Raw genomic sequence first — 24,530 nt, forward strand, 5'->3', positions numbered from 1 at the left:
ATAGAGAGGTGGAGGGCTTATGCCGCTTCAATTTTACGATGCTTTTCCGGCACCTTAACCGGCATGGTCGCCAGCTCCTCTGGCTCAAACTCATCGACGTTAATACTGCGCAGGCGGCTTGCTTCAGCTTTAGTGAGGATCGACGCTTCTTCTGCGTTGATCTTCCCTTCAGCCAGCCACTGTTTCGCTTGTTCATCAAGACGAGTAAATGACAGGTTCCGCCCGGTTTCTTTGCAGATGCGCAGGTGGATTGGCTCAGCAGCCATGACATCCATCAGTGCTTCTTCCAGCAGACCTGCCGGGTTGAACTCGCTTGGCGTCAGATACTGGCCACGACCAATGCGCGAGCGGGTAGCCGATGGGATCTGCATGATCTTCGCCAGTTTATGATCCAGCTTGTCAGATGGTGCATCGTAACGACGACCCAGCGGGAAGATAACGACACGCAACATGCCAGCCACAAACGCATTCGGGAAGTTACGCAGCAGATCGTCAATCGCTTGTTCTGCCTGATACAACGCATCCTGAACGCCCCAGTGAACCAGTGGCAGGTCAGCTTCGTTACGACCTTCGTCGTCATAGCGTTTCAGCACCGATGAAGCGAGGTACAACTGGCTCAGAATATCGCCCAGACGAGCAGAAATACGCTCGCGACGCTTAAGGCTGCCGCCCAATACCGCCATGGACACGTCTGACAGCAACGCCAGGTTGGCGCTCAGTCGGTTCATATACTGGTAGTAACGTTTGGTGGAATCTTTGGTCGGGGTGGCGCTGGTCAGGCCGTTGGTCAGACCGAGCCACAGGCTACGCATTTTGTTGCTACCCACGTGGCCGATATGCTTAAACAGCAGCTTATCGAACGCGTTAACATCATTGTTTTGCGCGGCAGTCATCTCTTCAAGCACATACGGATGGCAACGAATCGCACCCTGGCCGAATATAATCATGCTACGCGTCAGGATGTTTGCGCCTTCCACGGTAATCGCGATAGGTGCACCCTGATAGGCACGTGCCACAAAGTTGGAATTGCCCAACATGATGCCTTTGCCGCCGAGAATATCCATTGCATCGAGAATCGCGCGTTGGCCACGGTGGGTGCAGTGGTACTTCACGATAGCTGACAGAACAGCAGGCTTCTCTCCAAGCATAATGCCGTAGGTCACCAGTGATGCGGCAGCATCCATCACATATGCGTTACCCGCGATACGTGCCAGTGGTTCTTCAATGCCTTCCATTTTACCGATAGAGATTCTGAACTGACGACGGATATGGGCATAAGCACCCGTTGCCATCGCCACAGATTTTAAACCGCCTGTGGAGTTGGATGGCAGAGTAATGCCACGGCCAACAGACAGACATTCCACCAGCATGCGCCAGCCCTGGCCGGCCATTTTCGGGCCACCGATGATGTAATCAATCGGGACGAAAATATCTTTACCGCGAGTCGGGCCGTTCTGGAATGGCACGTTAAGTGGGAAGTGGCGTTTACCAATTTCCACACCCGGCGTGTGAGTTGGGATTAGCGCACAGGTAATACCGAGATCTTCTTCTTCGCCCAGCAAGTGATCCGGGTCAGACAGTTTAAATGCCAGGCCTAAAACGGTAGCAATTGGTGCGAGCGTAATGTAGCGCTTGTTCCAGGTCAGACGCATACCGAGAACTTGCTGACCTTGCCATTCGCCCATGCAGACAACGCCGGTATCAGGAATCGCACCTGCATCTGAGCCAGCTTCCGGGCTGGTCAGCGCAAAGCATGGGATCTCTTGCCCACGAGCCAGGCGTGGCAGGTAGTGATCTTTCTGCTCGTCAGTACCGTAATGTTGCAGCAATTCGCCTGGGCCTAATGAGTTAGGCACGCCGACTGTAATCGCTAGTATCCCGGAAACCCCAGACAGTTTTTGCAGTACGCGAGATTGTGCGTAAGCCGAAAACTCAAGACCGCCGTACTCTTTCTTGATGATCATCGCGAAGAAACGATGTTCTTTTAAATAAGCCCACAGCTCTGGCGGTAAATCTGCCATTTCGTGTGTGATTTGGAAGTCATTTGCCAGGCGACACGCTTCCTCAACCGGGCCGTCGATAAAGGCTTGTTCTTCTTCAGTCAGTTTAGGCTGCGGATAGTTGTGCAGCTTTTCCCAATCCGGCTTGCCACGGAACAGATCGCCTTCCCACCAGGTTGTACCGGCATCGATAGCTTCTTTCTCAGTACGCGACATCGGCGGCATAACTTTGCGGAAGCTACGGAAAACCGGAGCGGAAATCAGAGATTTACGCATTGGGGTTAAGACGAACGGTACCAGAATTATCGCGAGTGGAACCAGTACCCAGATAGACCAGATACCAGCAAAGCCAAGCGCGGCTGTCCACGCCAGTAGAATTACGCTACTGAGCAACAAATTGACCTGGTGATAGAAAAGCACACCGAGGAGAACGACGGTTGCGACAATACTCAAAATCAACATAAAGGAAACTCCCTTGCTTGTAGGAGGTCTGACCACTTGGATGTATTGGTTTTAGTTCATGTGGTTTTTTTTAGCAATATATTCACAAAATAATTACAACTCAGCTCACATTGTTACCGCACGGAACAGCAAAAGCAGGAGGATATGGCGCTTCTCGCGCTATCCGGTAAACTGCTGGGGTTAATCAATCGAAAAATACTGAAGGACATCCTCATGTACCAGGATCTTATTCGTAATGAATTGAATGAAGCGGCTGAAACGCTGGCTAACTTCCTGAAAGATGACGCTAACATTCATGCTATTCAGCGCGCTGCAGTATTGCTAGCTGATAGCTTTAAAGCAGGTGGCAAAGTGCTGTCATGCGGCAATGGTGGCTCACATTGTGATGCCATGCACTTTGCTGAAGAGTTGACAGGTCGCTACCGTGAAAATCGCCCAGGCTACCCGGCAATCGCGATTTCTGATGTCAGCCACATCTCTTGTGTGAGCAACGATTTTGGCTACGAGTACATCTTCTCTCGCTACATTGAAGCGGTAGGACGTGAAGGCGATGTGCTGCTGGGGATCTCCACTTCGGGTAATTCCGGTAACGTGATTAAAGCCATTGAAGCTGCACGTGCGAAAGGCATGAAAGTCATTACCCTGACCGGTAAAGACGGCGGGAAAATGGATGGAACAGCGGATGTCGAAATTCGTGTTCCACACTTTGGCTACGCTGACCGCATTCAGGAAATACACATCAAAGTGATTCATATCCTGATTCAGTTGATTGAAAAAGAGATGGTTAAAGCTTAAGTAGCTCTGTTCCCTCTCCCTCAGGGAGGGGGACTGGGTGAGGGTAGTTTAGTGGTGGGAGGTTAAAATGTGCGAACTGCTCGGGATGAGCGCCAATGTACCTACGGATATTTGCTTTAGCTTTACCGGATTGGTGCAGCGTGGCGGAGGAACGGGGCCGCATAAAGACGGCTGGGGCATTACTTTCTATGAAGGTAAGGGATGTCGTACGTTCAAAGATCCGCAACCGAGTTTTAACTCACCTATCGCAAAGCTTGTGCAGGATTACCCTATCAAATCTTGTTCAGTGGTCGCGCACATTCGTCAGGCTAACCGTGGCAAAGTGGCGCTTGAAAATACCCACCCTTTTACGCGCGAGTTATGGGGCCGCAACTGGACCTATGCCCACAATGGCCAGCTCAAAGGGCATCGTTCACTCGATACCGGCCCGTTCCGCCCGATTGGCGAAACCGATAGCGAGCAAGCATTTTGCTGGCTGCTACATAAGCTGACGCAGCGTTATCCACGCACGCCAGGCAATATGCAAGCGGTGTTTCGCTATATTACAGAGCTTGCGGTGCAATTGCGTGAGAAGGGCGTGTTCAATATGTTGCTGTCTGATGGGCGCTACGTGATGGCGTTCTGCTCCACCAATTTATATTGGATAACCCGACGGGCACCGTTTGGTGTGGCAAAACTGTTGGATCAGGATGTGGAAATCGATTTTCAGGAAGAGACCACACTCAATGATGTGGTCACTGTGATCGCGACTCAACCTCTTACAGGTAACGAAACCTGGCACAAGATTGCACCAGGGGAGTCGGAATTATTTTGTCTCGGGGAGCGCGTAGTTTGATGCCAACTGCGGTTGTGTCGTAGGCGCAACCGGTTTGCTTATCACATAATTACCGCTAATTACCGACACGCCTGGCGGCTGGTGATTCGCCGTGAAGTAGTCATATCCCGGCTTCAGCTGTTTCCAGAAGTTGATGTAATAAGAGTACTTGTGGCGTTCCATGTTGGCATCTGTCATGCGGAACGGATAAATGCTCACCTGCACGCTTGGTTGACCAAAGACTAAAGCCCCGGTAACAAACTGGAAGATCTCATCAATGTTGGTGTCGGTCATGGCATAGCAGCCAATAGAGACGCAAGCACCGTGGATCATCAGATATTGACCCTGATAACCATGCTGGCGATCAAACTCGTTCGGGAAGCCAATATTAATGGCTTTATAGAAGCGGCTATCAGGTTTTAGCTGGCTACGGTTCACGTTATAAAAACCTTCAGGACTTTTAAAATCACCCTGACGTTGTTTAGGACCTAGCCCACCGGAATAATTACAGATGCTATAGCTGTCGAGTAATTGGAACTTCTCGCCCATCTTCACATATAGCTCTAGCGTGCGCTCTTCCTTAAATATTTGAATATAAACAGGAGAGCCCATGAGTTGTTGCTTGAATTCTTTACTGACAGGCGTGTTGGACGTGTTGCCGCTTAATAAGCTGGCAAACGACATGCACGGTATCAGAAGCATCGCAATAATGAGTGCGATCTTACGCATACTGCTTTATTCCTTGAAAAACTTATACCAAATGCCAGGACGGCAAAAAGAGACCCAAAATCAGAATACTCTGTATCAGGAGCGCTCACATTAGCATCGTTCTGAATTTTCGCAAGCCCAACGCAGGGGGTGTAACGCTATTAATTTGGACTTTATACAATACTTCTGAAAAGGGGAAGGATTCGCTTTTTGCGTAACAGCTCGCATAGCTGCATATCTGTGTGTTGTTTTGTGCCCCTTCTAGCCTCTAATGATGCTAAAATCCCCACCGAATGTTGACCTGCGGATATGAACGGAAACTATCCATAAGTCAGTTGTCCCGCTTGTCGGGGCGACTTATACCTCCCTCTCGCAATAGTGAATGGATGCGTTTCCTGTTTTCACCGCTTTATGTGTCGCATCGGTTGAACGTTAATTCAACCCATCCGTTGTCGGCTACAGTTTTTTGTCGGTATGTTTAAGCCAATTTTAAACGTGATAACCTTATGATAAAAATCAAAAAAGGTCTGGACTTGCCTATTGCCGGTTTGCCGGAACAGCAAATCCATGACGGCCCTGCGATACCTTTCGTGGCCCTACTCGGTGAAGAGTATGTCGGCATGCGCCCTTCTATGCTTGTGCAGGAAGGTGACAAGGTATTGAAAGGCCAGCCTCTCTTCGAAGATAAAAAGAACCCTGGCGTGCTCTTTACCGCTCCTGCGAGTGGAACTGTAAAGGCGATTAATCGTGGTGAACGTCGCGTACTGCAATCTCTGGTTATTGAGGTTCAGGGTGATGAACAGGTCGCTTTTGAACGGTTTGCACCAGAAAACCTTGGCAAACTGCCGCGTGAAACTGTTCAGGCACAGCTGCTATCTTCTGGACTATGGACTGCACTTCGTACGCGACCATTCAGTAAAGCACCGCAACCTGCGAGCATTCCGGCGGCCATTTTTGTGACCGCCATTGATACCAACCCGCTGGCAGTCGATCCGCAACCCATTATTCGCGCACATCGCGAAATGTTTGATGCGGGCTTAACACTGTTGTCACGGCTGACTGATGGAAAAGTCCATGTATGCCAGGCAGGTGGCGGTAAATTGGGCGGCCATGCTTCCGGACAAGTGACGTTTAATGAATTTGCCGGTCCTCACCCTGCCGGGTTAGTGGGCACACACATTCACTTCCTGGAACCTGTTAGCCTGCAAAAAACGGTATGGCATCTTAACTACCAGGATGTGATTGCCATCGGCAAATTATTTATTGAAGGTGAATTGTGGACCGAACGCGTTATTGCGTTAGCCGGCCCACAGGTTAAAAAACCACGCCTGATTCGCACTCGCCTGGGAGCCTCTCTGGAAGTGCTCACAGCCGGTGAGCTGGAAGAAGGCGAAAACCGCATCGTATCCGGTTCTGTGTTAAGTGGAACCATGGCAGTAGGCCCTCGAGCCTGGCTTGGTCGTTTCCACCTGCAGGTCACGGTTCTGAAAGAAGGGCGTGAAAAAGAACTGTTTGGCTGGGTAATGCCGGGAGCCGATAAATATTCGATTACACGCACCACAGTTGGCCACTTCCTGAAGCGCAAACTATTTAACTTCTCAACCGATACCAATGGTGGCGAACGCGCAATGGTGCCAATTGGCAACTATGAACGTGTCATGCCGCTGGATATTCTGGCCACGATGTTATTGCGCGACTTACTGGCAGGAGATACTGACAGCGCTCAATTGCTGGGGTGTCTGGAGCTGGATGAAGAAGATTTGGCGCTTTGTACCTACGTTTGCCCGGGGAAATATGAGTATGGCCCGGTGCTACGCGAGGTATTAACCCGCATCGAGCAGGAAGGATAAGTCATGGGCTTGAAGCATTTATTTGAAAAGCTAGAACCGCATTTTACGGAAGGCGGAAAGCTAGAGAAGTACTACCCGCTCTTTGAAGCGACGGCGACACTGTTCTATACGCCAGGTATCGTTACGCCAGGCGCCTCCCACGTTCGTGATGCTATCGACCTGAAACGCATGATGATCCTGGTGTGGTTCGCGGTGTTCCCGGCGATGTTCTGGGGCATGTACAACGTCGGGCTGCAAACCATCCCAGCCCTGAACAAAATGTACGGTGCTGAACAACTCCAGCAGGTGATTTCATCTGACTGGCATTATGTTATCGCGCAGTGGCTGGGGGTGAACTTTACGCCTGATGCTGGTTGGCTCAGCATGATGACGCTTGGGGCAGTTTTCTTCCTGCCAATCTACATCACCGTATTTTTGGTAGGTGGTTTCTGGGAAGTTCTGTTCTCTATCATCCGCAAACATGAAATTAACGAAGGCTTCTTTGTTACTTCAATTCTGTTTGCGCTGGTGGTGCCACCCACTATGCCTTTGTGGCAAGCCGCGCTCGGTATCAGTTTCGGTGTGGTTATCGCTAAAGAGATTTTCGGTGGAACAGGCCGTAACTTCCTCAACCCCGCGCTGGCTGGCCGTGCATTCCTGTTCTTTGCTTATCCTGCGCAAATTTCTGGTGATTTGGTGTGGACAGCGGCTGACGGTTTCTCTGGCGCAACGCCGCTTTCTCAGTGGTCCCATGGCGGCGGTGAAGCATTAGTCAATGTTGTTTCGGGCCAACCTGTGACATGGATGGATGCCTTCCTTGGCAACATTCCAGGTTCGATTGGTGAAGTCTCAACGCTGATGATCCTTATCGGTGGGGCGATTATCCTGTTTGGTCGTGTCGCCTCATGGCGCATCGTGGCGGGTGTTATGATCGGTATGATTGCCACAGCAACGCTGTTTAATTTCATCGGTTCTGCAACCAACCCACTTTTCGCCATGCCGTGGTATTGGCATCTGGTACTGGGTGGTTTTGCTTTTGGCATGATGTTTATGGCGACCGACCCAGTTTCGGCCTCGTTTACCAACAAAGGTAAATGGTGGTATGGGGCACTCATCGGCGTGATGTGTGTATTAATTCGAGTTGTAAACCCGGCCTATCCAGAAGGAATGATGCTGGCGATTCTGTTCGCCAACCTCTTTGCACCGTTGTTCGATTACCTGGTGGTGCAAGCCAATATCAAGCGGAGGAAGTCGCGTGGCTGAAGTAAAAAGTAACGATAGCATTGGCAGAACACTGCTGGTGGTGCTGGTGCTTTGCCTGGTTTGCTCCGTTGTGGTAGCGGGTTCTGCTGTTGGGCTTAAAGCTCGTCAGCAAGAGCAAAAAGCCCTCGATAAGCAACGTAACATACTTGATGTTGCTGGCTTAGCCACACCAAAAATGACAGGTGAAGATGTTAAAGCAGTCTTTGAATCACGCATTACACCGCGTTTGTTGGATTTGAAAAGTGGTGAGTTGCTGAATAAAGACTCGTCTAAATTCGACCAGGCGGCAGCATTGCGTGACCCTAATCAGAGCAAGGCACTCACATCTGACGAAGATCGTGCCGGGATAAAAAATCGCAGCAATATTGTTGAGATTTACCTGGTTCGGGATGAGCAAAACAAAATCCAGGAAGTTGTCTTGCCTGTGTATGGCAAAGGTCTGTGGTCGATGATGTATGCCTTTGTTTCTCTGCAAACCGATGGCCGTACGGTAAAAGGAATCACTTACTACGACCAGGGTGAAACCCCGGGCCTGGGCGGTGAGGTTGAAAACCCGAACTGGCGTGCGCAGTGGATTGGTAAGAAACTGCTTGATGATAATGGCAAGCCTGCAATTCGTGTTGTGAAAGGCGGTGCGCGTCAGGGGGATGAGTACGGGGTAGATGGTTTATCCGGTGCCACGCTCACAGCAAACGGTGTACAACACACTTTTGATTTCTGGATGGGTGAACTCGGTTTTGGTCCCTTCCTGAAACAAGTACGTGAAGGAGCGCTCAACAATGGCTGATATTTCAGACATGAAAGAGGTCAAACGGGTACTGGTTAGTCCTCTTGTGGATAACAACCCGATTGCCTTGCAAATACTCGGTGTCTGTTCGGCGCTGGCTGTAACAACGAAGCTGGAAACAGCATTCGTAATGACCATTGCGGTAACGGTGGTGACAGCGTTCTCCAGCATGTTCATCTCGATGATCCGTAACCTGATCCCAAACAGTGTGCGAATCATCGTACAGATGGCGATCATTGCTTCATTAGTTATCGTCGTAGATCAGATTCTGCGTGCTTATGCTTACGAAATTTCCAAGCAGTTATCTGTATTCGTCGGCCTGATCATCACCAACTGCATTGTGATGGGGCGTGCCGAAGCCTACGCCATGAAGTCGCCACCGCTGGCAAGCTTCATGGATGGTATCGGAAACGGCCTGGGTTATGGCGTGATACTGCTGCTGGTTGGTTTTCTACGTGAGCTGATAGGTAGCGGCAAACTGTTTGGTATCACGGTGCTTGAAACGGTTCAGAACGGCGGCTGGTATCAGCCAAACGGGATGTTCCTGCTGGCGCCAAGTGCGTTCTTCATTATCGGCCTGTTGATTTGGGCCCTGCGTACGCTGAAGCCTGCGCAGCAGGAAAAGGACTAACTGACTATGGAACATATGATTAGTCTGTTTGTGCGGGCCGTGTTTATTGAAAACATGGCGCTCGCGTTCTTCCTTGGCATGTGTACCTTCCTGGCGGTTTCCAAGAAGGTTTCCACGGCATTTGGTTTGGGTGTGGCGGTTACCGTTGTTTTAGGGATTGCTGTTCCGGCGAATAACTTGGTTTATAACCTTGTGCTTCGCGACGGTGCATTGGTTGAAGGTGTTGACCTCAGCTTCCTGAATTTCATTACCTTCATTGGTGTGATTGCAGCGCTGGTGCAAATCCTTGAAATGATCCTCGATCGTTTCTTCCCGGCACTCTATAACGCGCTGGGTATCTTCCTGCCGCTTATCACCGTTAACTGTGCCATTTTCGGTGGCGTATCGTTTATGGTGCAGCGTGATTACAGCTTCGGCGAATCCATCGTTTATGGCGTGGGTTCCGGTGTGGGCTGGATGCTGGCTATCGTCGCGATGGCTGGTATTCGCGAGAAGATGAAATATGCCAATGTGCCCGCAGGATTGCGTGGCTTAGGAATCACCTTTATCACCACTGGATTGATGGCACTGGGTTTCATGTCATTCTCCGGTGTGCAGCTATAAGGGCGGAAAGGTATGGAAATTATTCTTGGCGTGGTGATGTTCACGCTTATTGTTTTGGCCCTGGCGCTGATGATTCTGTTTGCCAAGTCAAAGCTTGTTAACTCCGGCGATGTGCTGATCGAGATTAACAACGAAGCAGACAAGCAGTTCCATGCTCCGGCGGGTGACAAACTGCTCAACACACTGTCAAACCAAGGGATATTCATCTCCTCGGCTTGCGGTGGTGGTGGTTCTTGCGGGCAATGTCGTGTAACCGTTAAAGAAGGTGGGGGGGATATTCTGCCTACCGAACTTTCGCATATCACCAAACGTGAAGCGAAAGAGGGCTGCCGTCTTGCCTGTCAGGTTGCCGTTAAGCAGGACATGAAAATTGAGCTGCCGGAAGAGATCTTCGGTGTTAAAAAATGGGAATGCGAAGTTATCTCCAACGATAACAAAGCGACGTTCATCAAAGAACTCAAGTTACGTATTCCTGATGGTGACGTGGTGCCGTTCCGTGCGGGTGGTTACATCCAGATTGAAAGCCCACCTCACGAAGTTAACTACCAGGACTTCGATGTTCCGCAGGAATACCGTGGTGACTGGGATAAATTTAACCTGTTCCGTTTCAAATCTGTGGTGAAAGAACCCTGTGTTCGCGCCTATTCCATGGCGAACTACCCGGATGAGAAAGGCATTATCATGCTGAACGTGCGTATCGCTATGCCGCCGCCAAATGTGCCAGATGCACCTCCTGGGATTATGTCCTCCTATATCTGGTCGCTGAAAGCAGGCGATAAAGTGACAATTTCTGGGCCGTTTGGTGAATTCTTTGCCAAAGATACGGATGCAGAAATGGTGTTTATCGGCGGTGGTGCCGGTATGGCGCCAATGCGTTCGCACATTTTTGATCAGCTTAAACGCCTGCATAGCACGCGCAAAATCAGCTTCTGGTACGGTGCGCGTTCGTTGCGTGAAATGTTCTACGAAGAAGAGTTTGAAAAACTGGCACAAGAAAACCCGAACTTTAACTTCAATGTGGCGCTTTCTGATCCGCAGCCTGAAGATAACTGGACGGGTTACACCGGTTTCATCCATAACGTATTGCTGGAAAACTATCTTCGCAGCCACCCGGCCCCAGAAGATTGTGAATTCTATATGTGTGGGCCGCCGATGATGAACGCCGCGGTGATTAAAATGCTCAAAGACCTGGGCGTAGAGGATGACAACATCATGCTCGACGACTTTGGCGGCTGACGGGAGCTATTATGCTGACGGTATTTTTAGCCACCTTCGTTATATTTTTGCTGGTGATATTTGGTATGTCACTGGGAGTTATCGTGAAGCGCAAAGCGCTTCAGGGTAGCTGTGGCGGCATTGCAGCACTCGGTATGGAGAAGGTTTGCAACTGTCCTGAACCCTGCGATGCGCGTAAAAAGCGTATGGCGAAAGCCGAACGACTGGCAAAAATTCAGCAAAACCGCATCATATAAGCCTCTTAAATCCTCCCGCTTTGTCGGGAGGATTTCTTTGATACAGACTTTCCCCCTCTCATAAATTGACTGTATACTTATCCAGTGAAATTACTGGTGTGAAAAAGTATGCGTAAAATCATTCATGTCGATATGGACTGCTTTTTTGCAGCCGTGGAGATGCGCGATAACCCTAACTTGCGGGATATCCCGCTGGCTATTGGCGGCAGCGCGCAGCGACGTGGAGTTATCAGTACCGCAAATTACCCAGCACGAAAATTTGGTGTGCACAGCGCAATGTCGACTGCGATGGCTCTCAAATTATGTCCACACCTGACGCTTCTGCCCGGGCGTTTTGACGCGTACAAAGATGCATCAAATCATATTCGTGAGATATTTAGCCGCTACACAAATCTTATTGAACCGCTATCGCTTGATGAGGCTTATCTGGATGTTACCGATAGCCTGAACTGCCACGGTTCTGCAACGCTCATGGCGCAGGAAATTCGTCAGACGATTTCTGACGAGCTGAATCTCACTGCTTCCGCGGGGATAGCTCCGATAAAGTTCCTTGCCAAAATCGCTTCAGATCTGAACAAACCGAACGGGCAATATGTGATAACTCCTGAGCAAATTCCTGCATTTTTGCAAACTTTACCGCTCGGTAAAATTCCAGGTGTTGGCAAGGTCACTGCCGGGAAGCTAGAAAGTCTGGGGTTACGCACCTGTGCGGATGTGCAGAAAACTGATTTAGCCTCGTTACTCAAACGTTTTGGGAAATTTGGGCGGGTACTGTGGGAGCGAAGCCAGGGCATTGACGAGCGGGAGATAAACAATGAACGGCAGCGCAAATCTGTTGGAGTAGAGAAAACATTGGCCGAAGACATTCATGATTGGCAGGAGTGTGAGGATATTATTGAGCAGCTTTATGCTGAACTTGAGCGACGTCTGAAAAAGGTGAAACCAGATTTATTGATTGCTCGTCAGGGAGTCAAACTCAAGTTTAATGATTTCCAGCAAACCACTCAGGAACATGTCTGGCCGCAATTAAATAAAGCCGATTTAATCGCAACGGCGAAGAAAACATGGGAAGAGCGTAGGGGAGGGCGAGGCGTAAGACTGGTGGGACTTCATGTCACGTTACTGGACCCGCAGTTGGAGCGCCAACTGGTTCTGGGATTATAAAAAACCCTCTCAATGAGAGGGTTTTGATCTACACGTATTTGGCTTACTTAACTGGAATTGCTTTTAGCAACTCAGTCAGCAGGATCCAGTATTGGCCAACGCTTGCAATATGAACTTGTTCATCAGGCGAGTGTGGACCTGTAATGGTCGGCCCAATAGAAACCATATCCATCTCAGGGTAAGGCTTCTTGAACAGACCACATTCCAGACCAGCATGGATAACCATGATGTTTGGCGTCTTGTTGAACAGCTTTTCGTAAGTTTCACGAACCAGAGCCATTACCGGGGATTTTGCATCCGGCTGCCAGCCTGGGTAGCTACCTTTTGCAACACTTTTTGCGCCAGCAAGCTGACCCAGTGCGTGAAGCATGCCAACCACATAATCTTTGCCGCTATCAATCAACGAACGAATCAGGCAGATGATCTCAGCGCTTTCGTCAGTCATTGTAACCACACCCACGTTCAGTGAGGTTTCCACTACGCCTTTTACAGCGTCGGAATTGCGGATAACACCGTTCGGCATTGCGTTGAGCAAGTTAATGAAAGCTTCGCGGCTTTTTACTGTCAGCGCAGATTTGTCTGTGCTGGTCGCTTCAACCAGAACGGTGGTGTTTTTCTCAACGGCACCCAGCTCATTTTGCAGAATTGACAAGAACTGCGCTGCCAATTGCTTGAGTTGTGCAGCTTTATCGGCAGGTACAGCAAGGATAGCTGAACCTTCACGAGGGATTGCGTTACGCAGCGTACCGCCGTTCAGATCAATCAGACGAGCATCCAGTTCTGCTGCGTGAGCGAACAGGAAACGCGCCAGCAATTTGTTTGCATTGCCCAGACCTAAATGGATCTCAGCGCCAGAGTGACCACCTTTCAGACCTTTGATGGTCAGTTTGTAGGTTTCGTAACCTGCTGGAATCGCTTCACGTTGCAGTGGCAGCGTGGCGATAAAATCAATCCCGCCAGCACAACCCATATAGATCTCACCTTCTTCTTCAGAATCGGTGTTGATCAGGATATCAGCTTGTAACCAGCCAGCTTGCAGGCCAAAAGCGCCATCCATACCCGCTTCTTCGGTCATGGTCAGCAGGACTTCTAACGGGCCATGAGACACGGAATCATCAGCCAGCACTGCCAATGCAGACGCCATACCGATACCGTTATCCGCACCCAGCGTAGTGCCGCGCGCTTTAACCCACTCTCCATCGATATACGGCTGAATCGGGTCTTTGGTGAAATCATGGACAGTGTCGTTATTTTTCTGCGGCACCATATCAAGGTGAGCTTGCAGGACGACCGCTTTACGGTTTTCCATACCAGCTGTTGCAGGTTTGCGGATCAGGATATTACCAACCTGGTCGCGCTCAACATGCAGGCCTTTTTCTTTTGCCCAGGACAGAATATGTTCCGCGAGTTGTTCTTCATGATAAGAAGGGTGCGGAATAGAACAGATTTTGGCAAAAATATCCCACAGCGGCTGCGGAGATAATTGAGACAATTCAGACACGATAAGTCTCCTTGACATCGACTCTGCTGACAATTTTGGTTCGCAGAGCGCAGGATTGATCTTAATGAAATACAACACAAGTAAGCATTGTGCGCTGGCCTGAGAATACCACTATAACTAAGGCTGTGACGACCTAAAGCACGTAAAAACGAGGGAGACAGGCCTACAGTACTGGTTTTTAGTGCGTCAGATCTCTATAATCTCGCGCAACCAAAACCCCTTTGAACATTTTTAAGCCGTTAATAACTGGCTGGGATAATTTCACATGAGCGAAAAATACATCGTCACCTGGGACATGTTGCAGATTCACGCGCGTAAGTTGGCAAGCCGTCTGCTTCCTGCTGAACAGTGGAAAGGCATTATTGCTGTTAGCCGTGGCGGCCTGGTTCCTGGCGCACTGCTAGCACGTGAACTGGGGATTCGTCATGTTGATACCGTATGCATCTCCAGCTATGACCACGACAACCAGCGTGAGCTGACCGTGCTGAAACGTGCTGAAGGTGATGGTGAAGGCTTCATCGTTATCGATGACCTGGTTGACACTGGCGGTACCGCTGTTGCTATCCGCGAAATGTATCCAAAAGCGCATTTCGTCACTATCTTCGCCAAGCCTGCTGGCCAGCCTTTGGTTGATGATTACGTTATCGATATCCCGCAAGATACCTGGATTGAACAGCCGTGGGATATGGGCGTGGTGTTCGTGCCACCTTTAGCTGGTCGTTAATAGCCTGAGAATTTGCACTGATTTACGCCCGGCATAGCCGGGCGTTTGTGTTATTTGGGTGCTGACAGAGTACAATAGCCTCATTCCTGACGTTTGTATGGAGGCAGAAACGATGTCACAGGCCAATCTTAGCGAAACCCTGTTTAAACCAAGATTTAAGCACCCCGAAACATCGACTCTGGTTCGGCGCGCTAAGCATCAAGCGGCCCCCGTTATCCAGTCTGCTCTGGACGGTGCAACAGCCCCTCAGTGGTATCGTATGATCAACCGACTGCTCTGGGTTTGGCGCGGTGTCGATCCTCTTGAAATCCTCGAAGTACAGTCGCGAATTGCCATTTGCCAGGCCGAACGTACCAATGATGAGTTATTTGATACGGTCATTGGCTATCGTGGTGGGAACTGGATCTATGAATGGTCAAAACAAGCAATGCAATGGCAACAGCGAGCTAACCAGGAAACAGACAAGGTGCTTAGCGGCAAGTATTGGTTACAGGCCGCTAATCTTTATAGCATTGCAGCCTACCCGCATCTGAAAGGTGATCAACTTGCAGAACAGGCACAAGTTCTGGCAAATCGCGCGTATGAAGAAGCTGCTCCACGTCTTTCTGGAGGCTTGCGCGAACTTGAATTCCCAATTCCTGGTGGCGGAACAATAACCGGATTCTTACACCTTCCAAAAGAAGGGCAGGGGCCATTCCCGACTGTGTTAATTTGCGGTGGCCTTGACGCTTTGCAAAGCGATTATTACAACTTGTTTGATAAATATTTTGCACCTGAAGGTATGGCGATGTTGACCATCGATATGCCATCGGTTGGCTTCTCTTCAAAATGGAAACTGACTCAGGATTCCAGTCTTTTACACCAGCACGTTCTGAAGGCGTTGCCGAATATTCCGTGGGTCGATCACACTCGTGTAGCGGCGTTTGGTTTCCGTTTCGGCGCGAACGTCGCAGTGCGCTTAGGCTATATCGAAGCACCACGTTTGAAAGCTGTGGCATGCCTTGGGCCTGTTGTTCATAGCTTACTGAGCGATGCATCACGTCAGGCACAGGTACCGGAGATGTATATTGATGTACTAGCGAGTCGCCTTGGGATGAATGATGCATCAGATAGCGCCTTGCGTGTGGAGTTGAATCGCTATTCATTAAAAACTCAGGGACTGCTAGGGCGCCATTGCCCAACGCCAATGTTATCTGGTTATTGGGCAAACGATCCGTTCAGCCCGGAAGAAGACTCTCGTTTAATCACTTCGTCATCTGCGGATGGTAAGTTGCTAGCGATCCCGTTTAACCCGGTGTATCGCAACTTTGACAAAGCGCTGAAAGAAATTACCGGATGGATCAAGCAGAGATTACGTTAATGATTTGCTAAATTTCATTGGTTTGGTAAAACAGTTGCTTCACAACAGGAGATCGCAATGACGTTACCGAGTGGACACCCGAAAAGTAGATTGATTAAAAAATTCGCCTCGCTTGGCCCATATATCCGGGAAGAGCAATGTGAAGATAACCGTTTCTTCTTCGATTGCCTGGCTGTGTGCGTTAATGTGAAGCCTGCACCAGAAAAACGTGAATTCTGGGGCTGGTGGATGGAACTGGAAGCGCAGGAAAAGCAATTTACCTATACATACCATTTTGGTCTGTTCGACAAAGATGGTAAGTGGACTGCAACAGCAGCAAAAGACAAAGAAGTAGATGAAAGACTTGAGCAAACACTGCGTGGTTTCCATGAGCGTCTGCGCGAGTTATTAAGCACTCTGGGTCTGGATTTGGTGCCCGCAGAAAACTTTGCAGAAAAACCAGTAAAGCTTTCGGCCTGAAATAAAAAACCCCCACCCATGATGGATGGGGGTTTTCTTTTTCTATTTAGAATTGATAAACAATACCGATGGCAACAACATCATCACTATTCAAATTTAATGCATTGTCATCACTGAGTTGGTTAATTTTGTAATCAACATAAGTAGACATGTTTTTGTTAAAGTAATAAGTAGCCGCGACATCGATATATTTCACCAGATCGGCATCGCCGACCCCTTCAATATCCTTGGCTTTTGACTGGACATAACCCAGTGATGGGCGAAGACCAAAGTCAAATTGATACTGTGCAATAACCTCGAATGCCTGGTTTTTATTCGCAAAGCCGTTAATGCTACTATTTATTCCATTAATTGATGCTGTACCAGAAATTGGCGTCATATTACGTGTCTCGGCATACATTGCAGCCAGATACACTTTATTCGCGTCATATTTAACGCCGGTAGTCCAGGCTTCGGCATTGTCACCCTTGCCGTAAGCCTGGTTTTTCTGTGCCAAAGTACGGTTGGAGTTGGCGTAACCAGCACCAACTGTCAGGCCAGTATCACCAATGTCATAAGATAGTGAAGTACCAAAACCGTCACCGTTTTGTTTACTGGTTGCACGGCCATCGTTCTCGTTTTTCCCTTGATATTGCAGGGAAAGTTTCAGGCCATCAACCAGACCAAAGAAGGTGTTATTGCGGTAGGTCGCAACACCATTAGCACGGCCAGTCATAAAGTTATCGGTTTTGGTGTAAGAATCATCACCAAACTCTGGCATCATATCGGTGTAGGAAGCGATGTTGTACAACACGCCGTAGTTACGACCATAATCAAATGAACCAATATCACCCGCTTTTAAACCAGCAAATGCCAGGCGAGTTTTGGTTGTATTAACATCACCTTCGGCTTTGTTAGCGGCAACTTGATATTCCCACTGCCCGAAACCAGTTAGTTGGTCGTTAATTTGAGTCTGGCCTTTAAACCCCAAACGGACATAAGATTGATCACCATCTACAGCATTATTATCACTTAAATAGTGTTCTGCTTTTACTTTTCCGTAAAGGTCGAGTTTATTGCCATCTTTATTATAAATTTCCGCTGCCTGCGAAGAAGTTGATGACGCCAGAAAACCCAATACCATTAATGCCAGTGTGCTTTTTTTCATTTTCTCATCCCAATGATGTATGCGCGCTAAAATTTAATCGGGAAATATCCCGTTAAAAAACGCAGAGAGTTTTATCGCCTTGAGATGAAAGTTTTATGACATGGTAAGAGAAAGTTTAAATAAACGTAATAATTTATATTTGTCATGAAATTGTCAAAATTTGCCGTTAGGATTATCGATCGTTTACGCGAAGTTAACCGTTTTCCGTGCTGGGGCAGTTGGCATTCACCACGACTCCTGTTACAACGTCATTTGGCATTTTAAATTTCCAATTTCGCTAACACGGCAGAGAATCATGAGTGACAGCCAGACGCTGGTGGTAAAACTAGGCACGAGCGTATTAACCGGTGGCTCACGCCGCCTGAATCGGGCTCATATTGTTGAGCTGGTGCGCCAATGTGCACAACTTCATGCCTCCGGGCACCGTATCGTTATTGTGACGTCTGGGGCGATTGCCGCAGGACGTGAGCATTTGGGCTACCCCGAGCTCCCCGCAACTATTGCGTCGAAACAATTACTGGCCGCCGTAGGGCAAAGCAGGTTGATCCAACTCTGGGAACAGCTATTTTCTATCTATGGCATTCATGTTGGGCAGATGCTGCTCACGCGGGCCGATATGGAAGATCGCGAACGTTTCCTGAATGCACGCGATACCCTGCGAGCGCTGCTGGACAACAATATTGTACCTATAATCAATGAAAACGATGCTGTTGCGACGGCAGAAATCAAAGTCGGCGATAACGATAACCTTTCTGCGCTGGCCGCTATTCTTGCGGGGGCCGATAAGCTGCTCCTGCTGACAGATCAACAAGGGTTATTTACTGCTGACCCACGTAATAATCCAGCCGCTGAATTAATTAAAGAAGTCCATGGCATTGATGATGCGCTGCGCGCCATCGCCGGTGATAGTGTTTCCGGGCTTGGGACCGGCGGTATGGGCACTAAATTACAAGCTGCGGATGTTGCCTGCCGCGCTGGCATAGATGTTGTGATTGCAGCAGGAAGCAAACCTGGCGTTATTGGTGATGTGATGGCGGGGACTCCTGTCGGAACACGTTTCCATGCGCAGCAGTCCCCATTAGAAAATCGTAAGCGCTGGATATTTGGTGCACCACCAGCCGGTGAAATTACGGTTGATGATGGCGCGCTGGCCGCGATTCTTGAACGAGGTAGTTCTTTACTGCCGAAGGGGATCAAAAATGTAACAGGCAACTTCTCTCGTGGAGAAGTAATTCGCATTCGTAGCCTCGAAGGGCGTGATATTGCCCATGGGGTTTGCCGCTATAACAGCGATGCTTTACGGCGTATTGCGGGCCATCACTCTCAAAAGATCGGTGAAATCCTTGGCTACGAATATGGCCCAGTGGCGGTTCATCGTGATGATATGATTGTTAATTAAGGAGCAGGCAATGCTGGAACAAATGGGCAAAGTCGCTAAAGCGGCTTCTTATCAGATGGCCCTGCTCTCCAGTCGCGAAAAAAATCGTGCGCTGGAACGAATTGCAGATTATCTGGAAGAACAGGCTGAAGGTATTTTAACGGCCAATGAGCAGGATTTAGCTGAAGCAAAAGCCAATGGTTTGAGCGAAGCAATGCTCGATCGCCTACAACTAACACCTTCACGTCTGAAAAGCATCGCAGATGATGTTCGCCAGGTTTGCAATCTGGCCGATCCTGTTGGTCAGGTGATTGATGGGGGCTTGCTGGATAGTGGCCTGCGTCTCGAACGTCGCCGTGTTCCATTAGGTGTCGTAGGGGTAATTTATGAGGCCCGTCCTAACGTAACGGTTGATGTAGCCTCATTATGTCTAAAAACAGGTAATGCAGCGATTCTACGTGGTGGTAAAGAAACATGGCGTACAAACGCCGCGACGGTAAAAGTTATTCAGCAAGCTCTCATGGAGTGCGGTTTACCTGCGGCGGCAGTTCAGGCAATTGAAAGCCCGGATCGTGCCTTAGTGAACGAGTTACTGCGTATGGATCGCTACGTAGACATGTTAATTCCGCGCGGTGGTGCTGGTTTACATAAACTTTGCCGTGAGCAATCCACCATTCCGGTGATAACGGGTGGTATCGGTGTTTGTCATATTTTTGTCGATGAAAGTGCGGAGTTTTCTCCCGCGTTGAAAATCATCGTAAACGCGAAAACACAACGCCCAAGTACCTGTAACACAGTGGAAACTTTGCTGGTGCATCAGGAAATTGCCGAAACCTTCCTTCCGGCTTTAAGTAAGCAAATGGCAGAATCTGGCGTTACGTTACATGCGGATGAAAAATCGTTGCTGCTTTTGCAAAACGGCCCGGCAGAAGTGCTGCTAGTGAAAGCAGAAGATTACGACGATGAATGGTTGTCACTCCATCTGAATGTGAAAGTTGTTGCTGATATCGATGACGCTATCGATCACATTCGGCAGCATGGCACACAGCATTCAGATGCAATTCTGACGCGTACGTTAAGCCATGCGAATCGCTTTGTGAATGAAGTCGATTCTTCAGCTGTTTACGTGAATGCTTCAACGCGTTTCACCGACGGCGCCCAGTTTGGTTTAGGTGCTGAAGTGGCTGTAAGTACGCAAAAACTTCACGCCCGTGGTCCAATGGGTCTTGAAGCACTAACCACCTATAAATGGATCGGATTCGGCGACGATACCATTCGTGAATAATTGATATAAAGGTGATACATATATATGGAAGCTATAAGTTTATATGTGTTACCTTTTTATTTACCATAATTCTGAATTTTAATGTGGTTTATTAAAAGAGAATATACATATAATTATTACTTAATTGCATGTATATTCTCTTTATTATTCACGTGTTGAATTATATTTCATTCTTGAGTGAACCTTTATTTGTTATTTATTATTTGTATGTGTTTTTCTTTTTATGAATGTTATTGATATTTGAAACATTTTCTTTAGAGTGCTAAATGATACTTTTTGGCATAAGTCTGTTTTCATACTTACTAAAGAAATTAATTGAACGATTTGCTATCGGTACATAATAATCTTCGCCACTAATGACGTTACATGTATTAGTGGTTACCGCTTACTACTTACTGCATTGACTATTGATGGACCAACATAAGATCTAGTCCCTGAGGAGGGATGATAAATGCACTCTTGGAAAAAGAAACTCGTTGTATCACAACTTGCATTAGCCTGCACTTTGGCAATTGCTTCTCAGGCTCATGCTGCAAGTAATGATATCTCAGGTACGACATACAATACTTTCGTTCACTATAATGATTCTACTTTCGCTGATGGTGTTTACTATAAGGGATATGCGGGCTGGAATAACTATGGTACTGACAGTGTTTACAATGGTGATATTTACCCAGTAATCAATAAATCTACCGTAAATGGTGTTATTTCCACGTATTACCTTGATGATGGTATTTCCACTAACACCAATAACAATAGTTTAACAATCGCAAATAGTACCATTCACGGTATGATAACTTCCGATTGTATGACCAGCGAATGTGTTGACGACCGCACTACTGGTTATGTCTACGATCGCTTGGCGCTGACCGTTGATAATTCAACGATTGATGACAACTACGAACACTATACCTATAACGGTACGTATAATGATGCAGCAGATTCACATGTTGTAGATGTATACAATATGGGTACAGCCATCTCTCTAGATCAGGAAGTTGATCTGAACATTAAAAATAACTCACACGTTGCGGGTATTACGCTGACTCAGGGTTATGAGTGGGAAGATATTGACGACAACACTGTTAGCACTGGCGTAAATAGCGGTGAAGTGTTCAATAACACCATTAGTGTAACCGATTCTACCGTGACTTCAGGTTCATGGACAGATGAAGGTACATCTGGCTGGTTTGGTAATACCGGTAATGCAAGTGATTATAGCAACACTGCTACTCCTGATGATATTGCGATCTCTGCAATTGCCAGCCCGTACGCTGACAATGCCATGCAGACAACAGTTAACCTCAGCAATTCCACGCTGATGGGTGATGTTCTCTTCTCAAGTAACTTTGATGAGAACTTCTTCCCAAATGGTGCTGATTCTTATCGCGATACAGATGCTAGTGTTGATACTAACGGCTGGGATGGTACCGACCGTATGGATGTTACCCTGAATAATGGTAGCAAATGGGTCGGCGCAGCAATGTCCGTACATCAGGTGGATACTGATGGCGATGGTGTTTATGACACTTACGCATCAGGTACCGATGCAACTGCAACATTAATCGATATTGCAGCTAACAGCTTGTGGCCATCATCAACTTTCGGTATCGATAATACTGATACTTCATATGATGAGAGTCATGTTGTTGGTAATGACGTTTATCAAAGCGGTCTATTCAACGTAACACTGAATGGCGGTTCAGAATGGGATACTACCAAAGCGTCTTTGATTGATACATTAAGTATTAACAGTGGTTCCTTGGTAAACGTGGTTGATTCAACGCTCGTTTCTGACTCTATTGCTTTGACTGGTGGTTCATCTCTGAGTATTGGTGAAGATGGTCATGTTGCAACAGATTCTCTGACTATCGACAATAGTACAGTATCTCTCGCTAGTGATGTGTCTGCAGGTTGGACTGCGGCTGACGCTGCTTTGTATGCAAACACAATCACTGTGACCAACAATGGTCTGTTTGATGTGAAAACTGATCAGTCTAATGTTAGTTCGTTCCGTACTGATGTATTGAACGTAACCAGCACAACTGATACTGCAGGCAATATCCATGCAGGTACGTTCGACATTCACAGTAACCGTTATGTGCTTGATGCTGATTTGAGCAATGATCGCACCAACGATACTTCTAAGTCTAACTACGGTTACGGTGTTATCGCTATGAATTCTGATGGTCACCTGACCATTAATGGTAATGGCGATGCTTATGACACAAATCAGACAGAAGCAGGTCAAAACGAAGTTGATAATGCAGGCGACGGTGTAGCAGCGGCTACCGGTAACTATAAAGTGCGTATCGACAACGCCACTGGTACCGGTTCTGTTGCTGACTATAAAGGTAATGAGCTGGTCTATGTTAACGACAAGAACAGCACTGCAACCTTCTCTGCTGCTAATAAAGCCGACTTGGGTGCCTACACCTATGAAGCTGAGCAAAAAGGCAATACTGTTGTTCTGAAGCAGGAGCGCTTGACTGATTACGCAAATATGGCGTTAAGTATTCCTTCTGCAAATACCAATATCTGGAACTTAGAGCAAGATGCGCTGGCAACTCGCCTGGCAAATGGCCGTCATACCGAAGGTGATACTGGTGGCGCATGGGTCACATACATTGGCGGTGGCTTCTCAGGCGATACTGGCACACTGACCTACGATCAAGATGTAAATGGCATCATGGTTGGTCTGGATAAGCAGATCGACGGCAACTCTGCTAAATGGACTGTCGGTGCTGCAGCAGGCTTTGCAAAAGGCGATATCAGTGACAATAGTGGTCAAGTTGATCAAGATAGTCAGTCTGCCCGCATTTACTCTTCAGCTCGCTTCCAGAATAATATCTTCCTGGATTCAACTCTGAGCTATAGCCATTACAGCAATGACCTGACTGCAACCATGAGCAATGGCGCTGCGGTGAGTGGTGATGCTTCTTCCGATGCCTGGGGCTTTGGCATGAAACTGGGTTACGACATGCAACTCAGCAAGGAAGGTTACCTGACTCCTTATGCTTCTATTTCTGGTCTGTTCCAGGATGGCGACAACTACCAGCTTAGCAATGATATGAAAGTGGGTAGTCAGTCATATGACAGCATGCGTTATGAGTTGGGTATGGATGCGGGATACACCTTCGACTACGGTGATCAAGCTCTGACGCCTTACTTCAAACTGGCGTATGTCTATGACGATTCTAACGGCAATAGCGCTGATGTGAATGGTGATGATATTGACAATGGAGTGGAAGGTTCTGCGGTACGCGTAGGGCTAGGTACTCAGTTCAGCTTCACTAAAAACTTCGCAGCTTATGCTGACACTAACTACCTTGGTGGTGGCGATGTGGATCAGGATTGGTCAGCGAATGTTGGCGTTAAATACACCTGGTAATAATATAATGAGTGATATGGTTCAAAGGATAATTTGAACCATATCTAATCTGAATAAATTAACAGTAATAAATGCCTGTCTCGAATAGAGACAGGCATTTTCTTATGGCTTTAAGATAAAGGAATATCGATTATGTATATGAAACCATTAACCCAGCTCGAAGCTATTCGCAGCAGGTTGGTGGAAGCGGGCAAGAAGTTCAATTTGCCAGCAGACAGTGAGTTAAGCATGTTCAATGAAAATAACGAGCAACTTATTTTATTCTTTAGTGAAGGGACGATTGTACTGCATCGAGAAATGGATGACCTATTAATGGATCTGGTGTCAGCACCAACATGTATTGGCCTGGCGAATATATTGAAGCCCTCTCAGTTTAAATACCGGGTAATTACTCAAACCGATTGTCAGGGATTTACTATTCCTATCAGACATGCTTTTGAAATTATCGAAAAAAATAAACTTTGGCAGCCGGTTTGTCACTGGACAACCTTCCTTCTTCATAGTCTTGAGAACCGTGATGCTCGTTTCATTGGCGCAACAAAGTATTCTCAAATTCGAGCAACCTTGCTCATTATGGACTCATGGAGCCCTGAATTACGTGAGCGTACCGGTGTCATAACGTTTGTACAAAAAAGAACTAAAATATCACGCTCAGTTATTGCGGAAATTTTATCTGCTCTACGCAAAGGTAATTATATTGAGATGGATAAAGGCAAGCTTAAAAAAGTCAATCGCTTACCGACTAGCTATTAAAAAA

General features: G+C 47.8%; 21 protein-coding genes. 17 read left to right on the plus strand and 4 right to left on the minus strand.

Features of this window, described 5'->3' with window-relative positions; genetic code table 11:
- Positions 1–17 precede the first annotated feature (17 nt).
- Positions 18–2,462 (minus strand): acyl-CoA dehydrogenase FadE, encoded by a 2,445-nt coding sequence (gene fadE, locus M977_RS15085; protein WP_064516477.1) that lies wholly within the window; start codon positions 2,460–2,462, stop codon positions 18–20.
- Between the two features lie 213 nt (positions 2,463–2,675).
- Between fadE and lpcA the strand changes: the two genes are divergently transcribed.
- Together lpcA and M977_RS15095 are read left to right on the plus strand one after the other, a co-directional pair.
- Complete coding sequence (gene lpcA, locus M977_RS15090) at positions 2,676–3,257, plus strand: D-sedoheptulose 7-phosphate isomerase (protein ID WP_064516752.1); 582 nt, start codon at positions 2,676–2,678, stop codon at positions 3,255–3,257.
- A 67-nt stretch (positions 3,258–3,324) separates the two neighbouring features.
- Complete coding sequence (locus M977_RS15095) at positions 3,325–4,092, plus strand: class II glutamine amidotransferase (protein ID WP_034493585.1); 768 nt, start codon at positions 3,325–3,327, stop codon at positions 4,090–4,092.
- On the opposite strand, the gene dpaA is transcribed toward M977_RS15095, so the two are convergent.
- The gene (gene dpaA, locus M977_RS15100) at positions 4,063–4,800 is read right to left on the minus strand and encodes a peptidoglycan meso-diaminopimelic acid protein amidase (protein WP_064516479.1); all 738 of its coding nucleotides are present in this window, start codon (positions 4,798–4,800) and stop codon (positions 4,063–4,065) included. The two genes, M977_RS15095 and dpaA, sit on opposite strands and share 30 nt — an antisense overlap.
- Positions 4,801–5,285: 485 nt before the next feature.
- Here dpaA and M977_RS15105 point away from each other — a divergent pair, with 485 nt between their 5' ends.
- From M977_RS15105 to dinB, 8 genes are all read left to right on the plus strand, one after another.
- Entirely contained in the window at positions 5,286–6,629 is a 1,344-nt protein-coding gene (locus M977_RS15105; protein ID WP_064516481.1) for a Na(+)-translocating NADH-quinone reductase subunit A, read from the plus strand.
- A 3-nt stretch (positions 6,630–6,632) separates the two neighbouring features.
- Positions 6,633–7,871, plus strand: a complete 1,239-nt coding sequence (locus M977_RS15110) for an NADH:ubiquinone reductase (Na(+)-transporting) subunit B (protein ID WP_064516484.1) — start codon at positions 6,633–6,635, stop codon at positions 7,869–7,871.
- Complete coding sequence (locus M977_RS15115) at positions 7,864–8,658, plus strand: Na(+)-translocating NADH-quinone reductase subunit C (protein WP_064516486.1); 795 nt, start codon at positions 7,864–7,866, stop codon at positions 8,656–8,658. Before M977_RS15110 ends, M977_RS15115 begins: the two co-directional genes overlap by 8 nt.
- A complete protein-coding gene (locus M977_RS15120) occupies positions 8,651–9,289 on the plus strand; it encodes an NADH:ubiquinone reductase (Na(+)-transporting) subunit D (RefSeq protein WP_081908371.1) in 639 nt (212 codons plus the stop codon). The genes M977_RS15115 and M977_RS15120 overlap by 8 nt, the downstream gene beginning before the upstream one ends.
- Before the next feature lie 6 nt (positions 9,290–9,295).
- Positions 9,296–9,892 carry an NADH:ubiquinone reductase (Na(+)-transporting) subunit E gene (gene nqrE, locus M977_RS15125; protein ID WP_034461600.1) on the plus strand — a complete coding sequence of 199 codons (597 nt, stop codon included), beginning with the start codon at positions 9,296–9,298 and terminating at the stop codon, positions 9,890–9,892.
- Between the two features lie 12 nt (positions 9,893–9,904).
- Positions 9,905–11,128, plus strand: a complete 1,224-nt coding sequence (gene nqrF / locus M977_RS15130; RefSeq protein ID WP_064516488.1) for an NADH:ubiquinone reductase (Na(+)-transporting) subunit F — start codon at positions 9,905–9,907, stop codon at positions 11,126–11,128.
- Between the two features lie 11 nt (positions 11,129–11,139).
- Positions 11,140–11,364 (plus strand): (Na+)-NQR maturation NqrM, encoded by a 225-nt coding sequence (gene nqrM / locus M977_RS15135; protein ID WP_034461602.1) that lies wholly within the window; start codon positions 11,140–11,142, stop codon positions 11,362–11,364.
- A 108-nt stretch (positions 11,365–11,472) separates the two neighbouring features.
- On the plus strand, positions 11,473–12,528 hold the full coding sequence (gene dinB, locus M977_RS15140; RefSeq protein WP_064516490.1) for a DNA polymerase IV: 1,056 nt from the start codon (positions 11,473–11,475) through the stop codon (positions 12,526–12,528).
- Between the two features lie 43 nt (positions 12,529–12,571).
- Here the strand turns inward: dinB and pepD are convergent, their stop codons facing one another.
- On the minus strand, positions 12,572–14,029 hold the full coding sequence (gene pepD, locus M977_RS15145; RefSeq protein WP_064516492.1) for a beta-Ala-His dipeptidase: 1,458 nt from the start codon (positions 14,027–14,029) through the stop codon (positions 12,572–12,574).
- 265 nt (positions 14,030–14,294) lie between these two features.
- Here pepD and gpt point away from each other — a divergent pair, with 265 nt between their 5' ends.
- From gpt to crl, 3 genes are all read left to right on the plus strand, one after another.
- The gene (gpt, locus tag M977_RS15150; protein ID WP_034457839.1) at positions 14,295–14,753 is read left to right on the plus strand and encodes a xanthine phosphoribosyltransferase; all 459 of its coding nucleotides are present in this window, start codon (positions 14,295–14,297) and stop codon (positions 14,751–14,753) included.
- Between the two features lie 112 nt (positions 14,754–14,865).
- Entirely contained in the window at positions 14,866–16,113 is a 1,248-nt protein-coding gene (gene frsA, locus M977_RS15155) for an esterase FrsA (protein ID WP_064516494.1), read from the plus strand.
- A gap of 57 nt (positions 16,114–16,170) precedes the next feature.
- Positions 16,171–16,572: a sigma factor-binding protein Crl gene (gene crl, locus M977_RS15160; RefSeq protein WP_064516497.1), complete on the plus strand. Its 402-nt coding sequence runs from the start codon at positions 16,171–16,173 to the stop codon at positions 16,570–16,572.
- A gap of 46 nt (positions 16,573–16,618) precedes the next feature.
- Here crl and M977_RS15165 read toward each other — a convergent pair whose 3' ends face one another.
- On the minus strand, positions 16,619–17,719 hold the full coding sequence (locus M977_RS15165) for a porin (protein WP_064516499.1): 1,101 nt from the start codon (positions 17,717–17,719) through the stop codon (positions 16,619–16,621).
- Between the two features lie 295 nt (positions 17,720–18,014).
- Here M977_RS15165 and proB point away from each other — a divergent pair, with 295 nt between their 5' ends.
- The 4 genes from proB to M977_RS15185 all read left to right on the plus strand — a co-directional run bounded on the left by proB (position 18,015) and on the right by M977_RS15185 (position 24,526).
- Positions 18,015–19,118, plus strand: a complete 1,104-nt coding sequence (gene proB / locus M977_RS15170; protein ID WP_064516501.1) for a glutamate 5-kinase — start codon at positions 18,015–18,017, stop codon at positions 19,116–19,118.
- Positions 19,119–19,128: 10 nt separating this feature from the next.
- Entirely contained in the window at positions 19,129–20,382 is a 1,254-nt protein-coding gene (gene proA / locus M977_RS15175; protein WP_064516503.1) for a glutamate-5-semialdehyde dehydrogenase, read from the plus strand.
- Positions 20,383–20,833: 451 nt separating this feature from the next.
- Positions 20,834–23,773, plus strand: a complete 2,940-nt coding sequence (gene ehaB, locus M977_RS15180; RefSeq protein WP_064516505.1) for an autotransporter adhesin EhaB — start codon at positions 20,834–20,836, stop codon at positions 23,771–23,773.
- A gap of 132 nt (positions 23,774–23,905) precedes the next feature.
- The gene (locus tag M977_RS15185; protein ID WP_064516507.1) at positions 23,906–24,526 is read left to right on the plus strand and encodes a helix-turn-helix domain-containing protein; all 621 of its coding nucleotides are present in this window, start codon (positions 23,906–23,908) and stop codon (positions 24,524–24,526) included.
- Positions 24,527–24,530: the final 4 nt, after the last annotated feature.

The sequence above is a fragment of the Buttiauxella gaviniae ATCC 51604 genome (assembly GCF_001654835.1).
Lineage (GTDB): Bacteria > Pseudomonadota > Gammaproteobacteria > Enterobacterales > Enterobacteriaceae > Buttiauxella > Buttiauxella gaviniae.

Bases quoted from the DNA above. Each gene is read 5' to 3' on its own strand.
- fadE (WP_064516477.1), bottom strand. From the start codon at position 2,462: ATGTTGATTTTGAGTATTGTCGCAACCGTCGTTCTCCTCGGTGTGCTT.
- lpcA (WP_064516752.1), top strand. From the start codon at position 2,676: ATGTACCAGGATCTTATTCGTAATGAATTGAATGAAGCGGCTGAAACG.
- M977_RS15095 (WP_034493585.1), top strand. From the start codon at position 3,325: ATGTGCGAACTGCTCGGGATGAGCGCCAATGTACCTACGGATATTTGC.
- dpaA (WP_064516479.1), bottom strand. From the start codon at position 4,800: ATGCGTAAGATCGCACTCATTATTGCGATGCTTCTGATACCGTGCATG.
- M977_RS15105 (WP_064516481.1), top strand. From the start codon at position 5,286: ATGATAAAAATCAAAAAAGGTCTGGACTTGCCTATTGCCGGTTTGCCG.
- M977_RS15110 (WP_064516484.1), top strand. From the start codon at position 6,633: ATGGGCTTGAAGCATTTATTTGAAAAGCTAGAACCGCATTTTACGGAA.
- M977_RS15120 (WP_081908371.1), top strand. From the start codon at position 8,651: ATGGCTGATATTTCAGACATGAAAGAGGTCAAACGGGTACTGGTTAGT.
- nqrE (WP_034461600.1), top strand. From the start codon at position 9,296: ATGGAACATATGATTAGTCTGTTTGTGCGGGCCGTGTTTATTGAAAAC.
- nqrF (WP_064516488.1), top strand. From the start codon at position 9,905: ATGGAAATTATTCTTGGCGTGGTGATGTTCACGCTTATTGTTTTGGCC.
- nqrM (WP_034461602.1), top strand. From the start codon at position 11,140: ATGCTGACGGTATTTTTAGCCACCTTCGTTATATTTTTGCTGGTGATA.
- dinB (WP_064516490.1), top strand. From the start codon at position 11,473: ATGCGTAAAATCATTCATGTCGATATGGACTGCTTTTTTGCAGCCGTG.
- gpt (WP_034457839.1), top strand. From the start codon at position 14,295: ATGAGCGAAAAATACATCGTCACCTGGGACATGTTGCAGATTCACGCG.
- frsA (WP_064516494.1), top strand. From the start codon at position 14,866: ATGTCACAGGCCAATCTTAGCGAAACCCTGTTTAAACCAAGATTTAAG.
- crl (WP_064516497.1), top strand. From the start codon at position 16,171: ATGACGTTACCGAGTGGACACCCGAAAAGTAGATTGATTAAAAAATTC.
- M977_RS15165 (WP_064516499.1), bottom strand. From the start codon at position 17,719: ATGAAAAAAAGCACACTGGCATTAATGGTATTGGGTTTTCTGGCGTCA.
- proB (WP_064516501.1), top strand. From the start codon at position 18,015: ATGAGTGACAGCCAGACGCTGGTGGTAAAACTAGGCACGAGCGTATTA.
- proA (WP_064516503.1), top strand. From the start codon at position 19,129: ATGCTGGAACAAATGGGCAAAGTCGCTAAAGCGGCTTCTTATCAGATG.
- ehaB (WP_064516505.1), top strand. From the start codon at position 20,834: ATGCACTCTTGGAAAAAGAAACTCGTTGTATCACAACTTGCATTAGCC.
- M977_RS15185 (WP_064516507.1), top strand. From the start codon at position 23,906: ATGTATATGAAACCATTAACCCAGCTCGAAGCTATTCGCAGCAGGTTG.